General features: G+C 39.0%; 15 protein-coding genes. 14 read left to right on the top strand and 1 reads right to left on the bottom strand.

The features are described 5' to 3' along the window. The first annotated feature begins 112 nt into the window (after positions 1 to 112). The 13 genes from GH715_RS11530 (at position 113) to GH715_RS11590 (ending at position 15,829) form a co-directional block, all read left to right on the top strand. Positions 113 to 643 (top strand): hypothetical protein, encoded by a 531-nt coding sequence (locus GH715_RS11530; RefSeq protein WP_153835463.1) that lies wholly within the window; start codon positions 113 to 115, stop codon positions 641 to 643. 363 nt (positions 644 to 1,006) lie between these two features. Beyond that, entirely contained in the window at positions 1,007 to 1,687 is a 681-nt protein-coding gene (pcrB, locus tag GH715_RS11535; RefSeq protein WP_163578623.1) for a heptaprenylglyceryl phosphate synthase, read from the top strand. Between the two features lie 15 nt (positions 1,688 to 1,702). After that, positions 1,703 to 3,946, top strand: coding sequence for a DNA helicase PcrA (gene pcrA, locus GH715_RS11540; RefSeq protein ID WP_153835461.1), 2,244 nt, complete (start codon positions 1,703 to 1,705; stop codon positions 3,944 to 3,946). A gap of 19 nt (positions 3,947 to 3,965) precedes the next feature. Continuing rightward, entirely contained in the window at positions 3,966 to 5,978 is a 2,013-nt protein-coding gene (gene ligA / locus GH715_RS11545) for an NAD-dependent DNA ligase LigA (RefSeq protein ID WP_163578620.1), read from the top strand. Beyond that, the gene (locus GH715_RS11550; protein ID WP_153835460.1) at positions 5,978 to 7,147 is read left to right on the top strand and encodes a CamS family sex pheromone protein; all 1,170 of its coding nucleotides are present in this window, start codon (positions 5,978 to 5,980) and stop codon (positions 7,145 to 7,147) included. The genes ligA and GH715_RS11550 overlap by 1 nt, the downstream gene beginning before the upstream one ends. Before the next feature lie 250 nt (positions 7,148 to 7,397). Next, entirely contained in the window at positions 7,398 to 7,688 is a 291-nt protein-coding gene (gatC, locus tag GH715_RS11555; RefSeq protein WP_018932386.1) for an Asp-tRNA(Asn)/Glu-tRNA(Gln) amidotransferase subunit GatC, read from the top strand. Positions 7,689 to 7,700: 12 nt separating this feature from the next. Beyond that, on the top strand, positions 7,701 to 9,170 hold the full coding sequence (gene gatA / locus GH715_RS11560; protein ID WP_153835459.1) for an Asp-tRNA(Asn)/Glu-tRNA(Gln) amidotransferase subunit GatA: 1,470 nt from the start codon (positions 7,701 to 7,703) through the stop codon (positions 9,168 to 9,170). After that, a complete protein-coding gene (gene gatB / locus GH715_RS11565) occupies positions 9,170 to 10,603 on the top strand; it encodes an Asp-tRNA(Asn)/Glu-tRNA(Gln) amidotransferase subunit GatB (protein ID WP_153835458.1) in 1,434 nt (477 codons plus the stop codon). Before gatA ends, gatB begins: the two co-directional genes overlap by 1 nt. Before the next feature lie 246 nt (positions 10,604 to 10,849). Next, positions 10,850 to 11,764 (top strand): diacylglycerol kinase, encoded by a 915-nt coding sequence (locus GH715_RS11570; RefSeq protein WP_153835457.1) that lies wholly within the window; start codon positions 10,850 to 10,852, stop codon positions 11,762 to 11,764. A gap of 191 nt (positions 11,765 to 11,955) precedes the next feature. Beyond that, positions 11,956 to 13,335, top strand: coding sequence for a 23S rRNA (uracil(1939)-C(5))-methyltransferase RlmD (gene rlmD / locus GH715_RS11575; protein ID WP_153835456.1), 1,380 nt, complete (start codon positions 11,956 to 11,958; stop codon positions 13,333 to 13,335). A 72-nt stretch (positions 13,336 to 13,407) separates the two neighbouring features. Beyond that, the gene (locus tag GH715_RS11580) at positions 13,408 to 13,905 is read left to right on the top strand and encodes a YehS family protein (RefSeq protein WP_153835455.1); all 498 of its coding nucleotides are present in this window, start codon (positions 13,408 to 13,410) and stop codon (positions 13,903 to 13,905) included. A 279-nt stretch (positions 13,906 to 14,184) separates the two neighbouring features. Continuing rightward, a complete protein-coding gene (locus GH715_RS11585) occupies positions 14,185 to 15,165 on the top strand; it encodes a tRNA dihydrouridine synthase (RefSeq protein WP_153835454.1) in 981 nt (326 codons plus the stop codon). Between the two features lie 205 nt (positions 15,166 to 15,370). Beyond that, complete coding sequence (locus tag GH715_RS11590; RefSeq protein WP_163578621.1) at positions 15,371 to 15,829, top strand: ribosomal eL19 family protein; 459 nt, start codon at positions 15,371 to 15,373, stop codon at positions 15,827 to 15,829. Between the two features lie 147 nt (positions 15,830 to 15,976). On the opposite strand, the gene cudC is transcribed toward GH715_RS11590, so the two are convergent. Continuing rightward, on the bottom strand, positions 15,977 to 16,552 hold the full coding sequence (gene cudC, locus GH715_RS11595; protein WP_153835452.1) for a choline uptake/conversion transcriptional regulator CudC: 576 nt from the start codon (positions 16,550 to 16,552) through the stop codon (positions 15,977 to 15,979). A 210-nt stretch (positions 16,553 to 16,762) separates the two neighbouring features. On the opposite strand from cudC, the gene betB reads away from it, so the two are divergent. Then, positions 16,763 to 18,229, top strand: a complete 1,467-nt coding sequence (gene betB / locus GH715_RS11600; RefSeq protein WP_153835451.1) for a betaine-aldehyde dehydrogenase — start codon at positions 16,763 to 16,765, stop codon at positions 18,227 to 18,229. Positions 18,230 to 18,263 lie beyond the last annotated feature (34 nt).

Consider the following 18,263-nt stretch of genomic DNA (forward strand, 5'->3'; position numbering starts at 1 on the left):
GTAGATAAAACTACACCACCACATTTGACAAAGAACCTTATTTTTAGAGCCAAATATAGAAATTGATGATCCATTAACACAATTAAAACGAAGTGAGTCAATACTACGGCAGTTGTTAAATGAATTAGGTTATCAAACGCCGATTCAGGCAGCAGTAGTTTTTATCAACCCAGAATGTACCATTTATCAAGCCCCACGAACTTCAAAGATCCTATTGCCGACCCAGTTAAAGCGATATTTCCGCCAATTTCATCAACCTTCCACTTTAAGTCCCTTCTGCCATCAACTAGCAGAAAAACTAGAGGCGATCAGGCTTGAAAAATCACCTTATGAACAACTTCCCGAATATCATTATAATGAATTAACAAAAGGAATTCCTTGTAGCTTATGTAAAAAAAATCTAAAAACTAGAGAAGGCCAAAGCTTGATCTGTGACAATTGCGGTGAGCAAGAATCATTACAAGCTGCTGTTTTACGTAATATCAAAGAATTTATGCTGCTTTTTCCAGAAGAAAGAATTACGACAGCCAAAATAGGCGACTGGTGTAATATACCAATAACTGAACGACAAATTCGTTATATCTTGAATAAGTATTTTGAACAAAAAGGATATAACAAAGGTGCCTATTACGTCCGAAAATAAAAGAAGCAGTGATAGCCCGCTCGTTTATAGGATAAATCATAATCATAAATCGACGATAAAAGGCAGAACTACCCCACTCATTTGTAAGATAAACTTATATATCGACGAAAATAGGAAGAGATACCCTGCCTGTTTGTAAGATAAATCCATATATCGACGAAAAGGGGCTGCAATGAACCTCGCATTTGTAGGATAAATAGAAGATGCGAAATATAGATAATCAAATAATAGTCTACAAACTATCTGTGTAAAAAATATAAAACACAAAATAAATATTTCATTATGATATCATTCTAAAAAGGTGTATATTTTTGCTATAATGAAATAATGGATATAGAATCGTCATTAATGGAGGATTATAAGGTGTATAATATCGACGAATGGAAACATATCTTCAAGCTAGATCCAGCTAAAGAGATCTCTGAAGAAATGATAGATAAAATATGTGAATCAGGAACAGATGCGATCATGGTCGGAGGTACAGACGATGTAACCTTGGATGGCGTCTTACAATTATTAAGCAGAATTCGCCGTCATACAGTGCCTGTTATCTTAGAAATATCGAATATTGAATCGGTAACACCAGGTTATGATTATTACTTCGTACCACTGGTGTTAAACAGTCAAGATAAAAAATGGATGATGGATGTCCAACATCAAGCAGTAGTAGAATATGGCGATATCATTAATTGGGACGAGATGTTCGCTGAAGGCTACTGTATTATGAATGAAGAATCCAAAGTGTTTCAGCATGCAGGCTGTAAACTGCCTACACAAGATGAAGCAATAGCCTATGCAAGAATGGCAGAACACTTATTCCGCTTGCCTTTTTTCTATTTAGAGTATAGTGGTACATATGGTGATCCGTCATTAGTTCAATCGATCAGTCAAGAACTCGGGCACACGAAATTAATATATGGCGGTGGGATTGAAACAAAAGAACAAGCTGCTGTAATGAGCGAATATGCGGATATCATTGTGGTCGGTAATGCACTATATGATAATCCGAAAGAAGCATTAAAAACGGTTAAAGTAACAAAGTAAAAGGACGGTGTTACAATGAGTCGGATGATGCACGACTTGTTAAAAGGATTAAATAAAGAACAGCGTGAGGCTGTACAGCATACAGAAGGCCCTTTGTTGATCATGGCTGGTGCCGGAAGTGGGAAAACACGTGTACTAACCCACCGTATTGCTTATTTATTAGATGAAAAGGAAGTCTCACCAAGAAACATCTTAGCGATTACGTTTACCAATAAAGCTGCACGTGAAATGAAAGACAGGATTTCAGGACTTGTTGGACCATATGGAGCGGATATGTGGGTATCAACCTTCCACTCGATGTGTGTACGTATCCTGAGAAGAGATATTGATAGAATTGGATATAGTCGTAATTTTTCGATACTCGATAGCAGTGATCAGCTAACGGTAATCAAAAATATCGTAAAGGATAAAAATATTGATGCGAAAAAATTCGAACCAAGAGCAATACTAGGTATGATCAGCAGTGCGAAGAACGAATTAATAACACCTGAAAAATTTGCGGAATCAGTAAACAACTTTTTTGATCGCCAAGTTTCCGAAGTTTTTACCGAATATCAGCGGCGATTACGGAAAAATCAAGCACTAGATTTCGATGATTTAATTATGCAGACGATTCACCTTTTTAAACGGGTGCCGGAAGTATTGGAGTACTATCAGCGTCGTTTTCAATATATTCATGTTGATGAGTACCAAGATACTAACCATGCTCAATATTCACTAGTCAAACAGCTGGCAGCTCGTTTTCAAAATCTCTGTGTAGTTGGGGATTCCGATCAATCAATCTATGCATGGCGTGGTGCTGATATTTCTAATATTCTTTCCTTTGAAAAGGATTATCCAACCGCCCGTGTTGTCATGCTCGAACAAAATTATCGTTCAACAAAATCGATTCTTCAGGCTGCCAACCAAGTTATTGAAAATAATATGGGCAGAAAACCGAAAAATCTCTGGACAGAGAATCAAGACGGAAACAAAATTCGTTATTTTCAAGCATCAACAGAACGAGAAGAAGGATTATTTGTTGCCGAGCGGATTGAAGAATTAATCAAGGATAACAAATATAAGCATAAAGATATTGCGATTCTATACCGTACGAATGCCCAATCCCGTGCGATAGAGGAAACCTTTATGAAAGCCAATATCCCCTATCAAATGGTCGGAGGCACGAAGTTCTATGATCGTAAGGAGATTAAAGATTTGCTCGCCTACTTACGTTTGATCGTCAACCCAGATGATGACATCAGCTTTGTCCGTGTTGTTAATGTGCCAAAACGAGGTGTAGGAAAAACAAGTATGGACAAGCTCCAAGCTTATGCTACGGCAAATGACATTTCCTTATACACAGCCGTGCAGGAAGTAGACTTTGTCGGTGTCAGTGCTAAAGCTGCAAAATCGTTAATGGAGTTTGGCCAAATGATCAAAAACTGGGAACAACAGCAGGAATTTCTATCCGCAACTGATATGGTTGAACAAGTCATTGAAAAAACAGGCTACGAAGAAATGCTCCATAATGAACGCAGTATTGAAGCACAGACACGTTTAGAAAACATTGAAGAATTCAAAACCGTTACGAAACATTTTGAGGAAACCAATGAGGACAAAACATTAGTCAATTTCCTGACAGACTTAGCATTGATCTCAGATATTGACCGGATGGATGATGATCCGACAGCAGATGACAGTGTCACGATGATGACCTTACATGCAGCGAAGGGGTTAGAATTTCCTGTTGTCTTCCTGATTGGTATGGAAGAGAGTGTTTTTCCACACAGTCGGTCAATGATGGACGAAGAGCAGATGCAGGAGGAGCGTCGCCTCGCTTATGTAGGAATTACTAGAGCTGAAGAGCTCCTTCACGTATCCCATGCGAAGATGCGGACATTATTTGGTCGAACGAATATGAACCCAATAAGCCGTTTTATTGATGAAATTCCGGCTGATTTATTAGAAGGTAAAGAAGAAATGCAGCAATCGAGGTTTGGCTCCTTGGATAAAATAGCGATTCAAGATCAAGATCTACCTTTTGAAAAAGAGCCAGAAAAACCGAAACGTCAACCCATACGTAATGTCAACCAAACAACAGGTGGGGAGAAAGAGGCTTGGAATGTTGGTGACAAAGCGAACCATAAAAAATGGGGACAAGGAACAGTTGTCAAAGTGGAAGGTTCTGGTGATGCGATGGAATTAGACATTGCTTTCCCAGCACCAACTGGTATTAAACGGCTACTCGCCAAATTTGCCCCGATTACGAAAGTGTAAAAAAGGAGGTGTTTGTCCAGTGACAGAACAAGAAGCACGCCAGAAATTAGAAGCGTTAAGAGAAGAATTAACCGAATATAACTACCAATACCATGTGTTAGATAATCCGAGTGTTTCAGATGCGGAATATGATGCGAAAATGAAGGAATTGAAAGCAATAGAAGCAGAATTCCCTGATTTGATTACACCCGACTCACCTTCCCAACGTGTTGGAGGAGAACCTTTAGAACAATTCGAAAAAGTAACTCATCGTGTTCCGATGTTAAGTTTAGGTAATGCTTTTAATGAAGAAGAACTAAAAGATTTTGACCGACGTGTTCGTGAAGGATTAGCGACTGACGATGTGACATATGTTTGTGAATTGAAAATAGATGGACTAGCGATTTCCCTACGTTATCAGGATGGCCTTTTCGTCCAAGGGGCGACCCGTGGCGATGGGACAACTGGTGAGGATATTACCAGTAACTTAAAAACAATCAGAAGTATTCCGCTTAGCATTAAGGATCATTCCCCGATTGAAGTGCGTGGGGAAGCGTATATGCCACAGAAAGCATTTGTCTCTTTAAATGAAGCACGTGAAAAAAATGGAGAAGAGCCTTTTGCCAATCCACGAAATGCCGCGGCAGGTTCATTACGTCAGTTAGATCCGAAAATTGCGGCCAAACGTCATTTGGATATTTTCTTATATGCAGTTGGTGAATGGGAATCCGGTTCTTTAGAAACACATAGTGAACGTCTCACTTATCTTCAAGAATTAGGTTTTAAAACAAATCCAGAATGGCGAAAATGTCATGGTATTGAAGAAGTAATTCAATATGTCGAAGAATGGATAGAAAAAAGAGCGGCCCTTTCCTATGATATCGATGGTATCGTGATAAAGGTAGATAATCTCGAAGCACAAGAACAGCTTGGCTTTACAGCGAAAAGTCCGCGTTGGGCAATTGCTTATAAATTCCCAGCAGAAGAAGCGGTGACAAAGCTTACCGATATCGAACTAAGTGTTGGCAGAACTGGCGTAGTTACACCTACAGCTATATTAGAGCCGGTTAAAGTGGCAGGTACTACCGTTCAACGAGCATCATTGCATAATGAAGATTTAATCAAGGAGAAAGATATCCGTATCGGGGATACAGTCGTCATTAAAAAAGCTGGCGACATTATTCCTGAAGTTGTCCGAGTAGTCGAGGATATGCGAACAGAGGATCAGGAGCCTTTTGCGATGCCGGAAGCATGCCCATCATGTGGGGATGAACTCGTTCGTTTAGAGGAAGAAGTCGCACTAAGGTGCATTAATCCAAATTGTCCCGCGCAACTAAAAGAAGGTTTGATTCACTTTGTTTCAAGGCTTGCGATGAATATCGACGGACTTGGAGAAAAAGTTATAGAGCAACTTTTCCACGCTGAATATATTCACACCATTGCTGATCTTTACCGGTTAGAGCGTGAGGAATTACTGAAGCTAGAGCGTATGGGTGAAAAATCTGTAGAGAACTTGTTAACTGCGATCGAAAATTCGAAGCAAAACTCATTGGAACGGTTGCTCTTTGGTCTAGGTATACGCTTTGTCGGTTCCAAAGCAGCCAAAACATTAGCAGAACATTTTGAAACAATGGACCGTCTCCAGCAAGCAAGCTTTGAAGATTTAATTGCGATTGATGAAATCGGAGATAAAATGGCGGATTCGATTGTTCATTATTTTGAAGATGATCAAGTAAAACAGCTTATTTCCGAGTTGAAAGATTTAGGCTTAAACCTCACCTACCAAGGACCAAAAGTAAGTGAAGCGGCAGCGGACAGTCCTTTTTCAGGTAAGACTGTTGTCTTAACAGGTAAATTAGCAATCTATACTAGACAGGAAGCGAAGCAGCAAATTGAAGCACTTGGCGGTAATGTTACAGGCAGCGTAAGTAAAAAGACAGATCTGCTGATTGCTGGAGAAGATGCTGGATCTAAATTGGATAAAGCGAAAAAATTAGAGGTTGAAGTTTGGGATGAGGCAAAGCTCCAAGAAGTGTTAGAGGAGGAAGCATAATGAAGCAAATACTAGCTAGCCTCTTCATCGTTGTATTAGTTTTAGCCGGTTGCGCCCCTGATTTTGGAGAACAGGAAGAAACCGTAATTGATGAAAGTATCGACGATGAATCGTTAGAAGAGACAGCGATTGTTCCAAAATATAATTTGGAAGATAATTATCGGGTATTGATTGACTCTAATTTAAGTCAGGCAAGAGGTGTGATTACGAATCAAGTGGCAAATCGACTTGATATCGATGAACTCGAAGAAGGATTACGTCGTCACTCTATGGAAGTATATGATCCGGATACTTATTACTTTCAAGAAGGTCAATATTTGACTGATGACATATTATATCAGTGGTTAGATCGCTATGATGAAGAGGATAACCCACAGGGATTGAACCCAGAAGCAGACGAATCTAAAGACGATGAGGAGTTAATAGAAGAAGAAAAAGACAATCCTAAATACCTGTCACATATTTTAGAACAAAACTATTTAAGAAAGACAGAAGATGATTCTGTTGAGTTAGCAGGAATTTCGATCGGAATTGCGATGAAATCTGTTTATCGTTTTCGAACACAATTTGATGACGGTACATACTCTCCCTATTATGAAGAAGAAATTTCAGAAGCTGATATGATGAAAGAAGCAGAAGAAATAGCGGATGAAGTAGTACAACGAATTCGTCAGATGGAAGGGTTAGGAAATGTTCCGATCATGTTAACGATCTTTCGTGAAGAGTCGCAAAATTCTCTTGTCCCTGGTAACTTTGTAGCTAAAACAAATGTTGCTGGTGACAGTTCATCTATTGATGGCTGGCAAGAATTAAATGAAGAGAATGTTTTGTTTCCATCTGATTACGGAAGAAGTACTTACCCAGAAGTAAGGGCCACTTTAGTGGACTTTGAATCAGATATCGCTTCTTATTTTCCGAATTATGTGAGTGTAATTGGAAAAGGCTTTTTCCAAAATGGTGAGTTACGGAAATTAACAGTAGAAATTCCCGTACAATTTTATGGAAAGGCCGAATTAATTGGTTTTACCCAATACGTATATGGACTTATTTTGTCAGGCTTTCCTAACGACTATCAATTAGAGATAAATATCACATCAGGCGAGAAGCAAGAAGCCTTAATTGTAAGAAAGGCAGGAGAAGAGGAAGGATTTGTCCATATCTACCGTTAATTCTATTCAAAAAAGTTTTGCAAAGATAGGATTAATGGTAGAATAAAGTGAGAATATGATCAGTGGGGAATTTCTCCCAGTGATTATTAGCGAAACTTATCAGGGTGTTAGCGTCCGATAACCCCCACTTAGCTTCCATGTGTTACGGGAAGCATAAAGTGGGGGCTTACAGACGTTTAGCACTGTGGTAAACGTTATGGATCTTACTAATAAATGAATGACTTTTAACTATATATGGAGGTGAAGCAATATGACAGAAATCTCAAAAGAACAAGTAAAACACGTTGCCAATTTAGCACGTCTAGCATTAACAGAGGAAGAAGTAGAAACATTTACCCAACAACTAGGAGATATCATCAACTATGCAGAGCTATTAAATGAGTTAGATACCGATAACGTCGAGCCAACTACTCACGTTTTAGATTTAAAAAATGTAATGCGTAAAGATGAACCGAAAGAATGGATTAAGAAAGAAGATGCATTAAAGAATGCACCAGATCAAAAAGATGGTCAATTCCGTGTGCCATCAATTCTTGAATAAGGAGGGTTTCTTTTGTCACTTTTTGATTACACGTTAAAAGAATTACAAGAAAAGCTACATAACAAAGAAATTACTGTTAGTGATCTTGTCGAAGCTTCATATAATCGAATTAATGAAGTAGATGATCAAGTCAAAGCATTTTTGACATTGAATGAAGAAGAAGCAAAGAAACAAGCAAAAGAGTTAGATGAAAAATTAGGCTCCGATGCATCGATTCTATACGGGATGCCAATCGGAATCAAAGATAATATCGTAACAAAAGGATTACGAACCACTTGTGCGAGTCAAATCCTCGATAACTTGAATGACCCATTGTATGATGCAACGGTTATCCAGAAATTAAATAGAGAAAATACAGTTAACATCGGGAAATTAAACATGGACGAGTTTGCGATGGGTTCTTCAACAGAGAACTCCAGCTATGAAAATACTCGTAACCCTTGGAATACAGATTATGTTCCTGGTGGTTCTAGTGGTGGTTCTGCGGCAGCTGTAGCAGCAGGAGAAGTATTTTTCTCACTAGGGTCTGATACAGGTGGTTCCATTCGTCAACCAGCAGCATTCTGTGGTGTGGTTGGTATGAAACCTACATATGGTCTCGTCTCCCGTTTTGGTCTTGTAGCGTTCGCATCATCACTTGATCAAATTGGACCAATTACCAGAACGGTAGAAGACAATGCTCACTTATTACAAGCAATTGTTGGTCATGACAACATGGATTCCACTTCTGCTAATGTAGATGTTCCAAACTATAGTGATGCATTTAAAGAAGATGTGAAAGGCTTACGTATTGCGGTACCGAAGGAGTACTTACAAGAAGGGGTAGACCCAGAAGTAAAAGAAGCGGTCCTTACGGCATTAAAGCAATATGAAGAATTAGGTGCATCATGGGAAGAAGTATCGTTACCACACTCTAAATATGCGGTTGCTGCCTATTACTTACTAGCTGCATCAGAAGCAAGTGCCAACCTAGCACGTTTCGATGGGGTTCGCTACGGTAAACGTACAGAGAAAAATGTTGACATGATTGATATGTTCAAAGAATCTCGTGCAGAAGGCTTTGGTGACGAAGTGAAACGTCGTATTATGCTTGGTACTTTTGCGTTAAGCTCCGGTTATTACGATGCTTACTACAAAAAAGCACAAAAGGTACGTACATTGATTAAAAATGACTTCGAAAAAATCTTTGACGAGTATGATGTGGTAATTGGACCTACAACTCCAACACCAGCATATAAAATCGGAGAAAAAATCGATGATCCATTAACGATGTATACAGATGATGTTTTAACAACACCTGTAAATCTTGCTGGACTACCAGGAATGTCGATTCCTTGTGGATTCTCAAGTGAAGGCTTACCAATCGGATTACAAATTATTGGTAGACACTTTGATGAGTCAACGATCTATCGCACGGCTTATGCATATGAGCAGGCAACAGATCATCACAAGAAACGTCCTGATTTAGGAGGTGACAGGTAATGACAAATTTTGAAACAGTTATTGGTTTAGAGGTACACGTCGAGCTAAAAACGGCGTCCAAAATCTTTAGTCCAAGTCCGAATGCCTTTGGTTCAGAGCCGAATGCGAATGTAAACCCAATTGACTTAGGATACCCAGGTGTATTACCAGTTTTAAATGAAGAAGCTGTAAACTACGCGATGAAAGCAGCGATGGCAATCAATTGTGACATCGCAACAAATACAAAGTTCGACCGAAAAAACTACTTCTATCCAGACAACCCGAAAGCTTACCAAATTTCCCAATTTGATCAACCGATCGGGGAAAATGGTTGGATTGAAATTGAAGTTAACGGAGAAAAGAAAAAAATCGGCATCACTCGTCTTCACTTAGAAGAAGATGCAGGAAAGCTAACGCATGGTGATGACGGTTATTCGTTAGTGGATTATAACCGTCAAGGTACACCGCTAGTAGAGATTGTATCCGAACCAGATATCCGTACTCCAGAAGAAGCATATGCTTACTTGGAAAAACTAAAAAACATTATTCAATATACAGGTGTATCAGACTGTAAAATGGAAGAAGGTTCTCTACGTTGTGACGCCAACATCTCGATCCGTCCAGTAGGGCAAGAAGAATTCGGTACAAAGACAGAATTGAAAAACTTAAACTCTTTCTCTTTTGTACAAAAAGGGTTGGAATTTGAAGAAAAGCGTCAACGTGAAGTATTACTAAACGGAGGCGAAATCCTTCAGGAAACTCGTCGTTACGATGAGCAAAAGAAGGAAACTATATTAATGCGTGTCAAAGAAGGTTCTGATGACTATCGTTATTTCCCAGAACCAGATCTTGTTCCACTATATATTGATGATGAGTGGAAAGAACGCATCCGTGCTGAAATCCCAGAATTACCAGATGCTCGCCGTGAGCGTTATGTGAAAGAGTTAGACCTGCCCGCTTATGACGCAGGTGTTTTAACAAGCACAAAAGAAATGTCTGACTTCTTTGAAGAAGCGATTGAAGCAGGTGCAGATGTAAAACAAGCATCTAACTGGCTCATGGGTGAAGTTTCCGCCTATATGAACAAACAACAAGTCGAAATCCAAGACTTAAAGATGACACCAGCAGCCCTTGCGAAAATGATTCAGCTTATTGAGGATGGTACGATTTCCTCTAAAATGGCGAAAAAAGTCTTCGCAGAGCTTGTAGAAAATGGTGGAGACCCAGAAAAAATCGTCAAAGATAAAGGCCTTGTACAAATCTCTGATGAAGGTCAACTTCGTGAGATCATCACAGGAATCCTTGACGAAAATGAACAATCGATCATCGATTTCAAAAATGGTAAAGACAAAGCCCTTGGTTTCCTTGTTGGTCAAACCATGAAAGCAACAAAAGGACAAGCCAACCCACCGATGGTTAACAAGATCATCAAAGAAGAAATCGAAAAAAGATAATATGAATGAGGAAGGCTGTGTTCCATCGCACAGCCTTCTATTTAATTGATATATTTATAAGTGACCATATAATCGTCGAAAGTGACCATAAAATGCGAAAAAGTGGCCATAAAAGTACGAAAAGTGACCATAAAATGGTTAAAAGTGGCCATAAAAAATTCATGTTATCATTTTGAGTAAAGATTTGCATTTTTATCCAAAATCATTATGATTAAGGTAGGATGTAACACTTAGAGGAGAATGAGTATGAAACGTGCACGCATTATCTATAATCCAACGTCTGGTCGTGAGGCTTTTAAAAAGGAGCTGCCAGAGGTATTGAGGCGCTTTGAAGAAGCTGGATATGAAACATCAGCCCACGCGACTAAATGTGAAGGTGATGCGACAAACGCTGCGAAAATTGCAGTAGATCGTAAATTTGATTTGATAATTGCTGCAGGTGGGGATGGTACCATTAATGAAGTCATTCATGGTATGGCAGAGCAGGAATATCGGCCACAGCTAGCGATTATTCCAGTTGGGACAACCAATGATTTCGCCAGAGCACTGGGGATTCCTCGTGAGATCCAGAAAGCTGTTAGTGTGATCCTCGAGCACCATATTCGCAAGCTTGATATCGGTAAAGTAAATGATCATTACTTCATGAATATTGCAGGCGGCGGCAAGTTAACAGAATTAACCTATGAAGTCCCAAGTAAATTAAAAACGATGCTCGGCCAGCTCGCTTATTATTTGAAAGGGATTGAGATGCTTCCATCTTTAAAACCAACAAAAGTACAAATTGAGTATGATGGAAAATGGTTTGACGATGAGATCATGCTTTTTCTTGTCTCGAATACCAACTCGGTAGGCGGGTTTGAGAAAATTGCTCCAGAAGCTAAAATGGATGACGGTTATTTTGATTTAGTCATACTTCGCAAGACGAATCTAGCCGAATTTGTTCGCATTGCGAGCCTGGCTACTAAAGGGGCCCACCTAGACGACAAAAATATCTTTTACACGAGAGCGAACCGGATTAAAGTCCATACTGAGGAAAAAATGCAGCTAAATTTAGATGGAGAGTACGGCGGTCTGTTACCTGGTGAATTTGAAAACCTGTATCAGCATATCGAATTCTTTGTTTCCGAGGGATTTATCGAAAAACAAGCAAAAATTGAATAATTAAAAATGGTGCATTCTGTCGGAGAGTGTACCTTTTATTTTTCGATAAAATATTTCCCAGGAAATGATTAAATTAGACACGGAAATTTTCTATTTGTCATTAGCTATGATAAAATTTGGACAACATATGATAAGAGAGAATGTCGACTGACGATGAAGACATTTTACCTGAGAAAAAGGACGTTGATATTATGACAAAAACAACCCCACCTGTAACAAAAAATCAAACAATCGAATTAACCTTTGAAGATATAACTCACGAAGGCGCTGGAGTCGGTAAGATAGACGGCTACCCACTTTTTGTACCTTATGGATTACCTGGTGAAAAAGCTGAAGTGAAAGTAATTAAGGTCAAAAAGAATTTCGGATTTGGTCGATTAATCGAAGTGACTGAGGAAAGTGAAGATCGTGTCAAACCACCGTGTAATGTGTATTATCAATGTGGTGGTTGTCAGTTGCAGCATATGAGTTATGAGATGCAACTCGACATGAAACGAAATCAAGTACAAAGTGCTTTGAAAAAGATCGGACATATTGAAGATATCCCGGTTCATCCAACGATTGGTATGGAGGACCCTTGGCGATACCGTAACAAAGTTCAAATACCAGTAGGATCGAAAAATGGTGAATTAATTACAGGATTTTATCGAAAAAGAAGTCATGAAATCATTGATGATATGGCTCGCTGTATCATCACGGATGAAGTAAATGACCGCATGGTAGAGGCGGTTCGTGAAATTGCTAATCGATTAGGGATTCCAGCTTATGATGAGAAAAATAATCGCGGTATTTTGCGACATATTATGGTGAGATCTGGCCAAGAAACAAAGCAGACAATGGTCGTATTAGTAACAAATAAAGAAAAAGTAAATGGGTTAGACACATTAATCAAGGAAATAACGGAAACAAATCCTCATGTTAAATCGATCGTCCAAAATATTAATCCTGATCGTACCAACGTGATTCTTGGTAAGAAAACGAAAGTATTATGGGGAGAAGAATATATTTATGACCAGATTGGAGATATTAAGTTTGCCATCTCTGCTAAATCATTCTATCAAGTAAATCCGCCACAAACGAAAAAATTATATGACCAAGCTTTAGAATATGCAAACCTATCAGGAAATGAAACCGTGATTGATGCCTATTGTGGTATTGGAACAATCTCGTTATTTTTAGCAAAGAAGGCGAAAAAAGTATATGGTGTCGAAATCGTACCAGAAGCAGTAAGTGATGCCAAAGAAAATGCAAAGCTAAATCATATTGACAATGCAGAATTTTTTGTAGGACAAGCAGAAAAAGTAATGCCATGGTGGCGAGCACAAGGGCTTCAGCCTGATGTTGTTGTGGTGGACCCACCAAGAAAAGGCTGTGATGAAGCATTACTAGAAGCAATGCTTGAGATGAAGCCAGAACGAATAGTTTATGTTTCATGTAATCCATCTACGTTAGCAAGAGATTTGCGGATTTTAGAAGATGGTGGATATGAGACAAAAGAAGTGCAGCCAGTTGATATGTTTCCTCAAACGACTCATATTGAGAATGTTTGCTGGTTGGAGCGGAAAATGTAAAAAATTTTTAACAGGATACAAGTACACTGCAAGAGGTGATGCTCGTTCTTTTCAAATGTAGGAGGTTTATAGATGACTAATAATGATATATTAATTAGACTAAGATATGCATTAGATATTAAAGATAAAGATATGGTAGAGATTTTTAAACTTGGTGGTATGGAAGTAACATTAGAAGAAGTGCAAAAAATGCTCACAAAACCTAAAGATGGTTACGATTATGATGTTGAAGATGATGAGAGTATAAATGTAAATAATAAGAATTTGGAATTATTTTTAAACGGCTTAATCATTTTTAAAAGAGGGAAACAAGAGCCAAAACCAGGGCAACCCGAAAGACCGCCACTGTCTAATGAACCCGTTAATAACATCGTTTTAAAGAAGTTAAAAATAGCACTAACATTAACAAGTGAGGATATTATTGAAATATTAAAAGGGGTAGGCGTGATTATTTCCAAAAGTGAATTAGGGGCCTTATTAAGAAAACAGGGACATAAGCATTTCAAAGAATGTGGAGATAAATATGCACGTAATTTTTTGAAGGGATTGGCTGTTAGATATAGAGGATGAGGGAAGGTGTCTAACTAAAAAATACTCTATTTACTAGTCCGACCCTGATTTCGTAAACATTTTTTTGCGGATTCAGGGTTCTTTCATTCTATATTTTTACCAATATATATTTTAACTTTCGAAAAAAGTTGAAAATAGGAGGTTAAAAATAAACTATTGCGATCAGTTTGATTAAAGATACTTAAACATGGTATAAGTATAAAAGAAGCAAAAGAAATTTTGCTTTTTTAATTTTGGGATAAGGATAATCTTATCTCCGATAACGAAAGGATTTTAATTATGACAGAAAATTTTTGGCGTGAATTACCACGACCGTTTTTTATATTAGCACCAATGGAAGATGTGACAGATGTTGTTTTTCGTCATGTAGTGAGTGAAGCAGCTAGACCGGATGTGTTTTTTACCGAATTTGCCAATACGGAAAGTTATTGTCATCCAGACGGAAAACAAAGTGTGCGTGGGCGTTTGACATTTACAGAGGATGAACAGCCAATGGTCGCTCATATTTGGGGAGACAAGCCTGAATACTTTCGGGAAATGAGCATTGGTATGGCAAAAGAAGGATTTAAGGGTGTCGATATCAATATGGGGTGTCCAGCACCTAATGTCACAAAGAGTGGCAAAGGATGTGGCTTGATCCGTCGTCCAGAAGTTGCAGCAGATATTATACAAGCAGCGAAAGCAGGGGGATTGCCTGTAAGTGTGAAGACAAGGCTTGGTTATACGTACGTGGAAGAATGGCGCGATTGGCTCACACATATCTTGAAACAAGACATCGTTAACCTTTCCATTCATCTCCGTACTAAAAAGGAAATGAGTAAAGTAGATGCTCATTGGGAATTAATTCCGGAAATCAAAAAACTTCGTAATCAAGTAGCACCAAATACACTTTTGACGATCAATGGTGATATCCCGGATCGTCAAACCGGATTGAAACTTGTCGAGCAATATGGTGTTGATGGAGTGATGATTGGACGTGGTATTTTTCATAATCCATTTGCCTTTGAAAAGGAGCCAAGAGATCCGAGTAGTAAAGAATTGCTCGATCTTTTGAGATTGCATCTGGATCTTTTTGATAAATATTCGAAAATAGAATCACGTCTGTTCAAACCACTTCGCCGCTTTTTTAAGATATATGTCCGTGGATTTCGAGGGGCAAGTGAATTAAGAAACCAGTTAATGGACACAGAGTCTACAGATGAAGTGCGTGAATTGCTCGATAAATTTGAGTTACAGAATCTTGAAGGGGTGGAGAATTAGTAGAGTTTCTTTATTCAAGGTTACAACAAAGATGATGTTAGCACGATGCTAGACACAAGTATCTAAATCAAAAATAAAGACCCGAACTTGAATTCCTTAACAGATGGAATAGTTCGGGTCTTTTTTATGCGAACTTAAGATTTTCATAACGGCTAAAACATAAAGTGCGCAGTAACGTGATTGGGTTTACTGTCCATATTCTTCATTGGAGAAAGTTGACGAAACGATCCAGCAGAATACTTCGTTGGGAACAAGTACAACATCTATTCGAACAAAAATTACATTCGTATTGTTTTCTATGTTATCGTTCAAACCAACGGAAGAAGATATCCCCGGAAGCGCCATCCCTGTTCCGAGGAAAAAGTCCTCTCTTCCGGGGATAATCGCCAATATCCCGGGAAGGGAAGGAGATATCCCCGGAAGCGCCCCCCCTGTTCCGGGGAAAAAGTCTTCTCTTCCGGGGATAATCGCCAATATCCCGGGAAGGGAAGGAGATATCCCCGGAAGCGCCCCCCCTGTTCCGGGGAAAAAGTCTTCTCTTCCGGGGATAATCGCCAATATCCCGGGAAGGGAAGGAGATATCCCCGGAAGCGCCATCCCTGTTCCGAGGAAAAAGTCCCCTCTTCCGGGGATAATCGCCTATATTCCCGGAAGGGAGTGGTAGTTATCGTCACTATATATTTCGAAAATATGTTTAAGGATATTATGTTACTTCGAACAAATAAGCTACATTGAAAAAAATTAGATCTCTTGTCAACGTTCATCTTTAGCCTGGAATGTATTCGTTATGTCCTAGCATCGTTTTTCATTTTTATGACTCATCACGATTACTATCCGTATCCTCAATCGGTAAGAACTCAAAAATCTCACCAGATTCAACGGATTCGACGAGTCTCTCCAACCAGTGACAATAGTTCCTATATTCCTTGAGTTGCTGCATATCTTGTTCAGCTCGACGTTTCATTTCTACATCGATTTCCTCCATATTAAGGACTTCCTGCAGTTTTTCTATTGCATCATTGATGGACGAAAGATTTAATTTTGCTTCTCTTTCCCATTTATCCCCAAAGAAATGGGAAAAGTATTGGAAGAAATTTTTCTCGGCCATAAATAAATCTTTACGAGAACCTCTTCTCCAAACTTTTTTTACAATGTTGATATCTTGTAACTTACGCACTGCTGTACTCATGCTCGGTTTACTCATTCCAAGGTCGTTTTTCATATCATCAAGAGTCAAAGGATCATGCTTGAAATACATAGTTGCGTATAATCTTCCAATGGATGGTGTGACGCCGTATAGATCCATTGTTTCGGCAATCGAGTCAATGACTAAGCGCTCAGCATCTTCAAGCAATTCTTCTGCTTTTTGATGTTTTTCATCTTCCAATGATATCCCTCATTTCCTATTAGTAAAATTTAAATGGTTAAATATGAATTTAACTTCTTTAATTTCAACTATAACTTATCTTGTGTGAATGTCAAAAGTTATCTAATCGAATATAGTCACTGGTTTACAAAGAAAAAACACTATGGTATATTTAAAATGTTAAAAACGTTAAAAAATAATTTAACAAAATTAATGTGAGGGGGAGAATTTATGAAAAAAATGTTCATCAACGGGGAATGGAATGAGGCTCGCACCGGTGAAAGTAGGAGCATCATCAACCCGTTCAATCAGGAAATTATTGCAACAGTCGCTGAAGGGAACGCTGAAGATGCAAAACTAGCAATCTCTGCAGCGCGTGAAGCCTTTGATCATGGTGATTGGAGGCATACCCCTGCTAATGAACGAGGTAAAAAAGTACTCCAAATCGCTGAATTAATAGAAAGAGATAGTGAAGAACTAGCAGAGCTTGAATCTCTTGATACTGGCAAAACGATTGAAGAAAGCCGTGCAGATATGGCTGATATCGCTGAGGTTTTTCGTTATTTTGCTGGGTTAGCTGATAAAGACGGTGGAGAAATTATTGATTCACCGATTCCGAATAGTCAAAGTAAAGTGGTTCGTGAACCGGTCGGAGTTTGCGGTCAAATCACGCCATGGAATTACCCACTATTACAAGCAGCTTGGAAAATTGCCCCTGCGCTTGCTGCAGGAAATACGATTGTAGTGAAACCAAGTGAGATCACGCCGTTAACAACCATTAAAGTGACAGAATTAATGGAAGAAGTCGGTTTTCCAGATGGTGTAGTTAACCTTGTGCTCGGTAAAGGTGCGACAGTAGGTAACGAGCTAGCAGAAAGTCATGACGTTGACCTCATATCTTTTACAGGTGGGATTGATACAGGTAAGAAGATTATGCAGACGGCAAGTGGCAATGTGAAGAAGATTGCACTCGAACTTGGAGGCAAAAATCCGAACATTGTATTTGCCGACGCTGAATTCGATACGGCACTTGATCAAGCCTTAAATGCTGTTTTCTTCCATGCTGGCCAGGTTTGTTCTGCAGGAGCTAGATTGCTCGTAGAAGATTCGATTCATGATCGCTTTGTCGAAGCACTTGCTGAAAGAGCTAAACGGATTAAATTAGGTAACGGATTTAATGACGAAACGCAGTCTGGTCCATTAATTTCAGAAGAACATCGAGCAAAAGTTGAAAAATACGTAGAAATTGGAAAACAAGAAGGAGCCAAAGTCTTGGTTGGTGGTTCTCGTCCAGATGATCCCGAACTGCAAAACGGCTTCTTTTACTTGCCTACTATTTTAATCGATTGTCATTCCGATATGCGCATTGTACAGGAGGAAGTATTTGGCCCTGTCCTAACGGTCGAACGTTTTAAAGATGAAGAAGAAGCAGTACGTCTGGCTAATGACACGATCTATGGCCTTGCCGGTGCAGTATGGACGACTGATGTTGATAAAGCAGAACGTGTTGCGTCTACATTACGAATGGGTACAGTCTGGATTAACGATTTCCATCCATATTTCGCACAGGCTCCATGGGGTGGATATAAACAATCAGGAATTGGACGTGAGTTAGGCAAAATGGGATTGGAAGAGTACACAGAAACGAAACATATTTACCGTAATCTCAATCCAGAGCCACTTGATTGGTTTAAATAATGATATAACTGAATTTCGTTTGAATATGCTCATT

The sequence above is a fragment of the Gracilibacillus thailandensis genome, assembly GCF_010994055.1.
In the GTDB taxonomy this organism is placed as follows: Bacteria; Bacillota; Bacilli; order Bacillales; family Amphibacillaceae; genus Gracilibacillus; species Gracilibacillus lacisalsi.

Excerpts from the sequence above, each read along its gene's own strand:
- pcrA (WP_153835461.1), top strand. The coding sequence starts at position 1,703 with ATGAGTCGGATGATGCACGACTTGTTAAAAGGATTAAATAAAGAACAG.
- GH715_RS11550 (WP_153835460.1), top strand. The coding sequence starts at position 5,978 with ATGAAGCAAATACTAGCTAGCCTCTTCATCGTTGTATTAGTTTTAGCC.
- gatC (WP_018932386.1), top strand. The coding sequence starts at position 7,398 with ATGACAGAAATCTCAAAAGAACAAGTAAAACACGTTGCCAATTTAGCA.
- gatB (WP_153835458.1), top strand. The coding sequence starts at position 9,170 with ATGACAAATTTTGAAACAGTTATTGGTTTAGAGGTACACGTCGAGCTA.
- GH715_RS11570 (WP_153835457.1), top strand. The coding sequence starts at position 10,850 with ATGAAACGTGCACGCATTATCTATAATCCAACGTCTGGTCGTGAGGCT.
- rlmD (WP_153835456.1), top strand. The coding sequence starts at position 11,956 with ATGACAAAAACAACCCCACCTGTAACAAAAAATCAAACAATCGAATTA.
- GH715_RS11580 (WP_153835455.1), top strand. The coding sequence starts at position 13,408 with ATGACTAATAATGATATATTAATTAGACTAAGATATGCATTAGATATT.
- GH715_RS11585 (WP_153835454.1), top strand. The coding sequence starts at position 14,185 with ATGACAGAAAATTTTTGGCGTGAATTACCACGACCGTTTTTTATATTA.
- betB (WP_153835451.1), top strand. The coding sequence starts at position 16,763 with ATGAAAAAAATGTTCATCAACGGGGAATGGAATGAGGCTCGCACCGGT.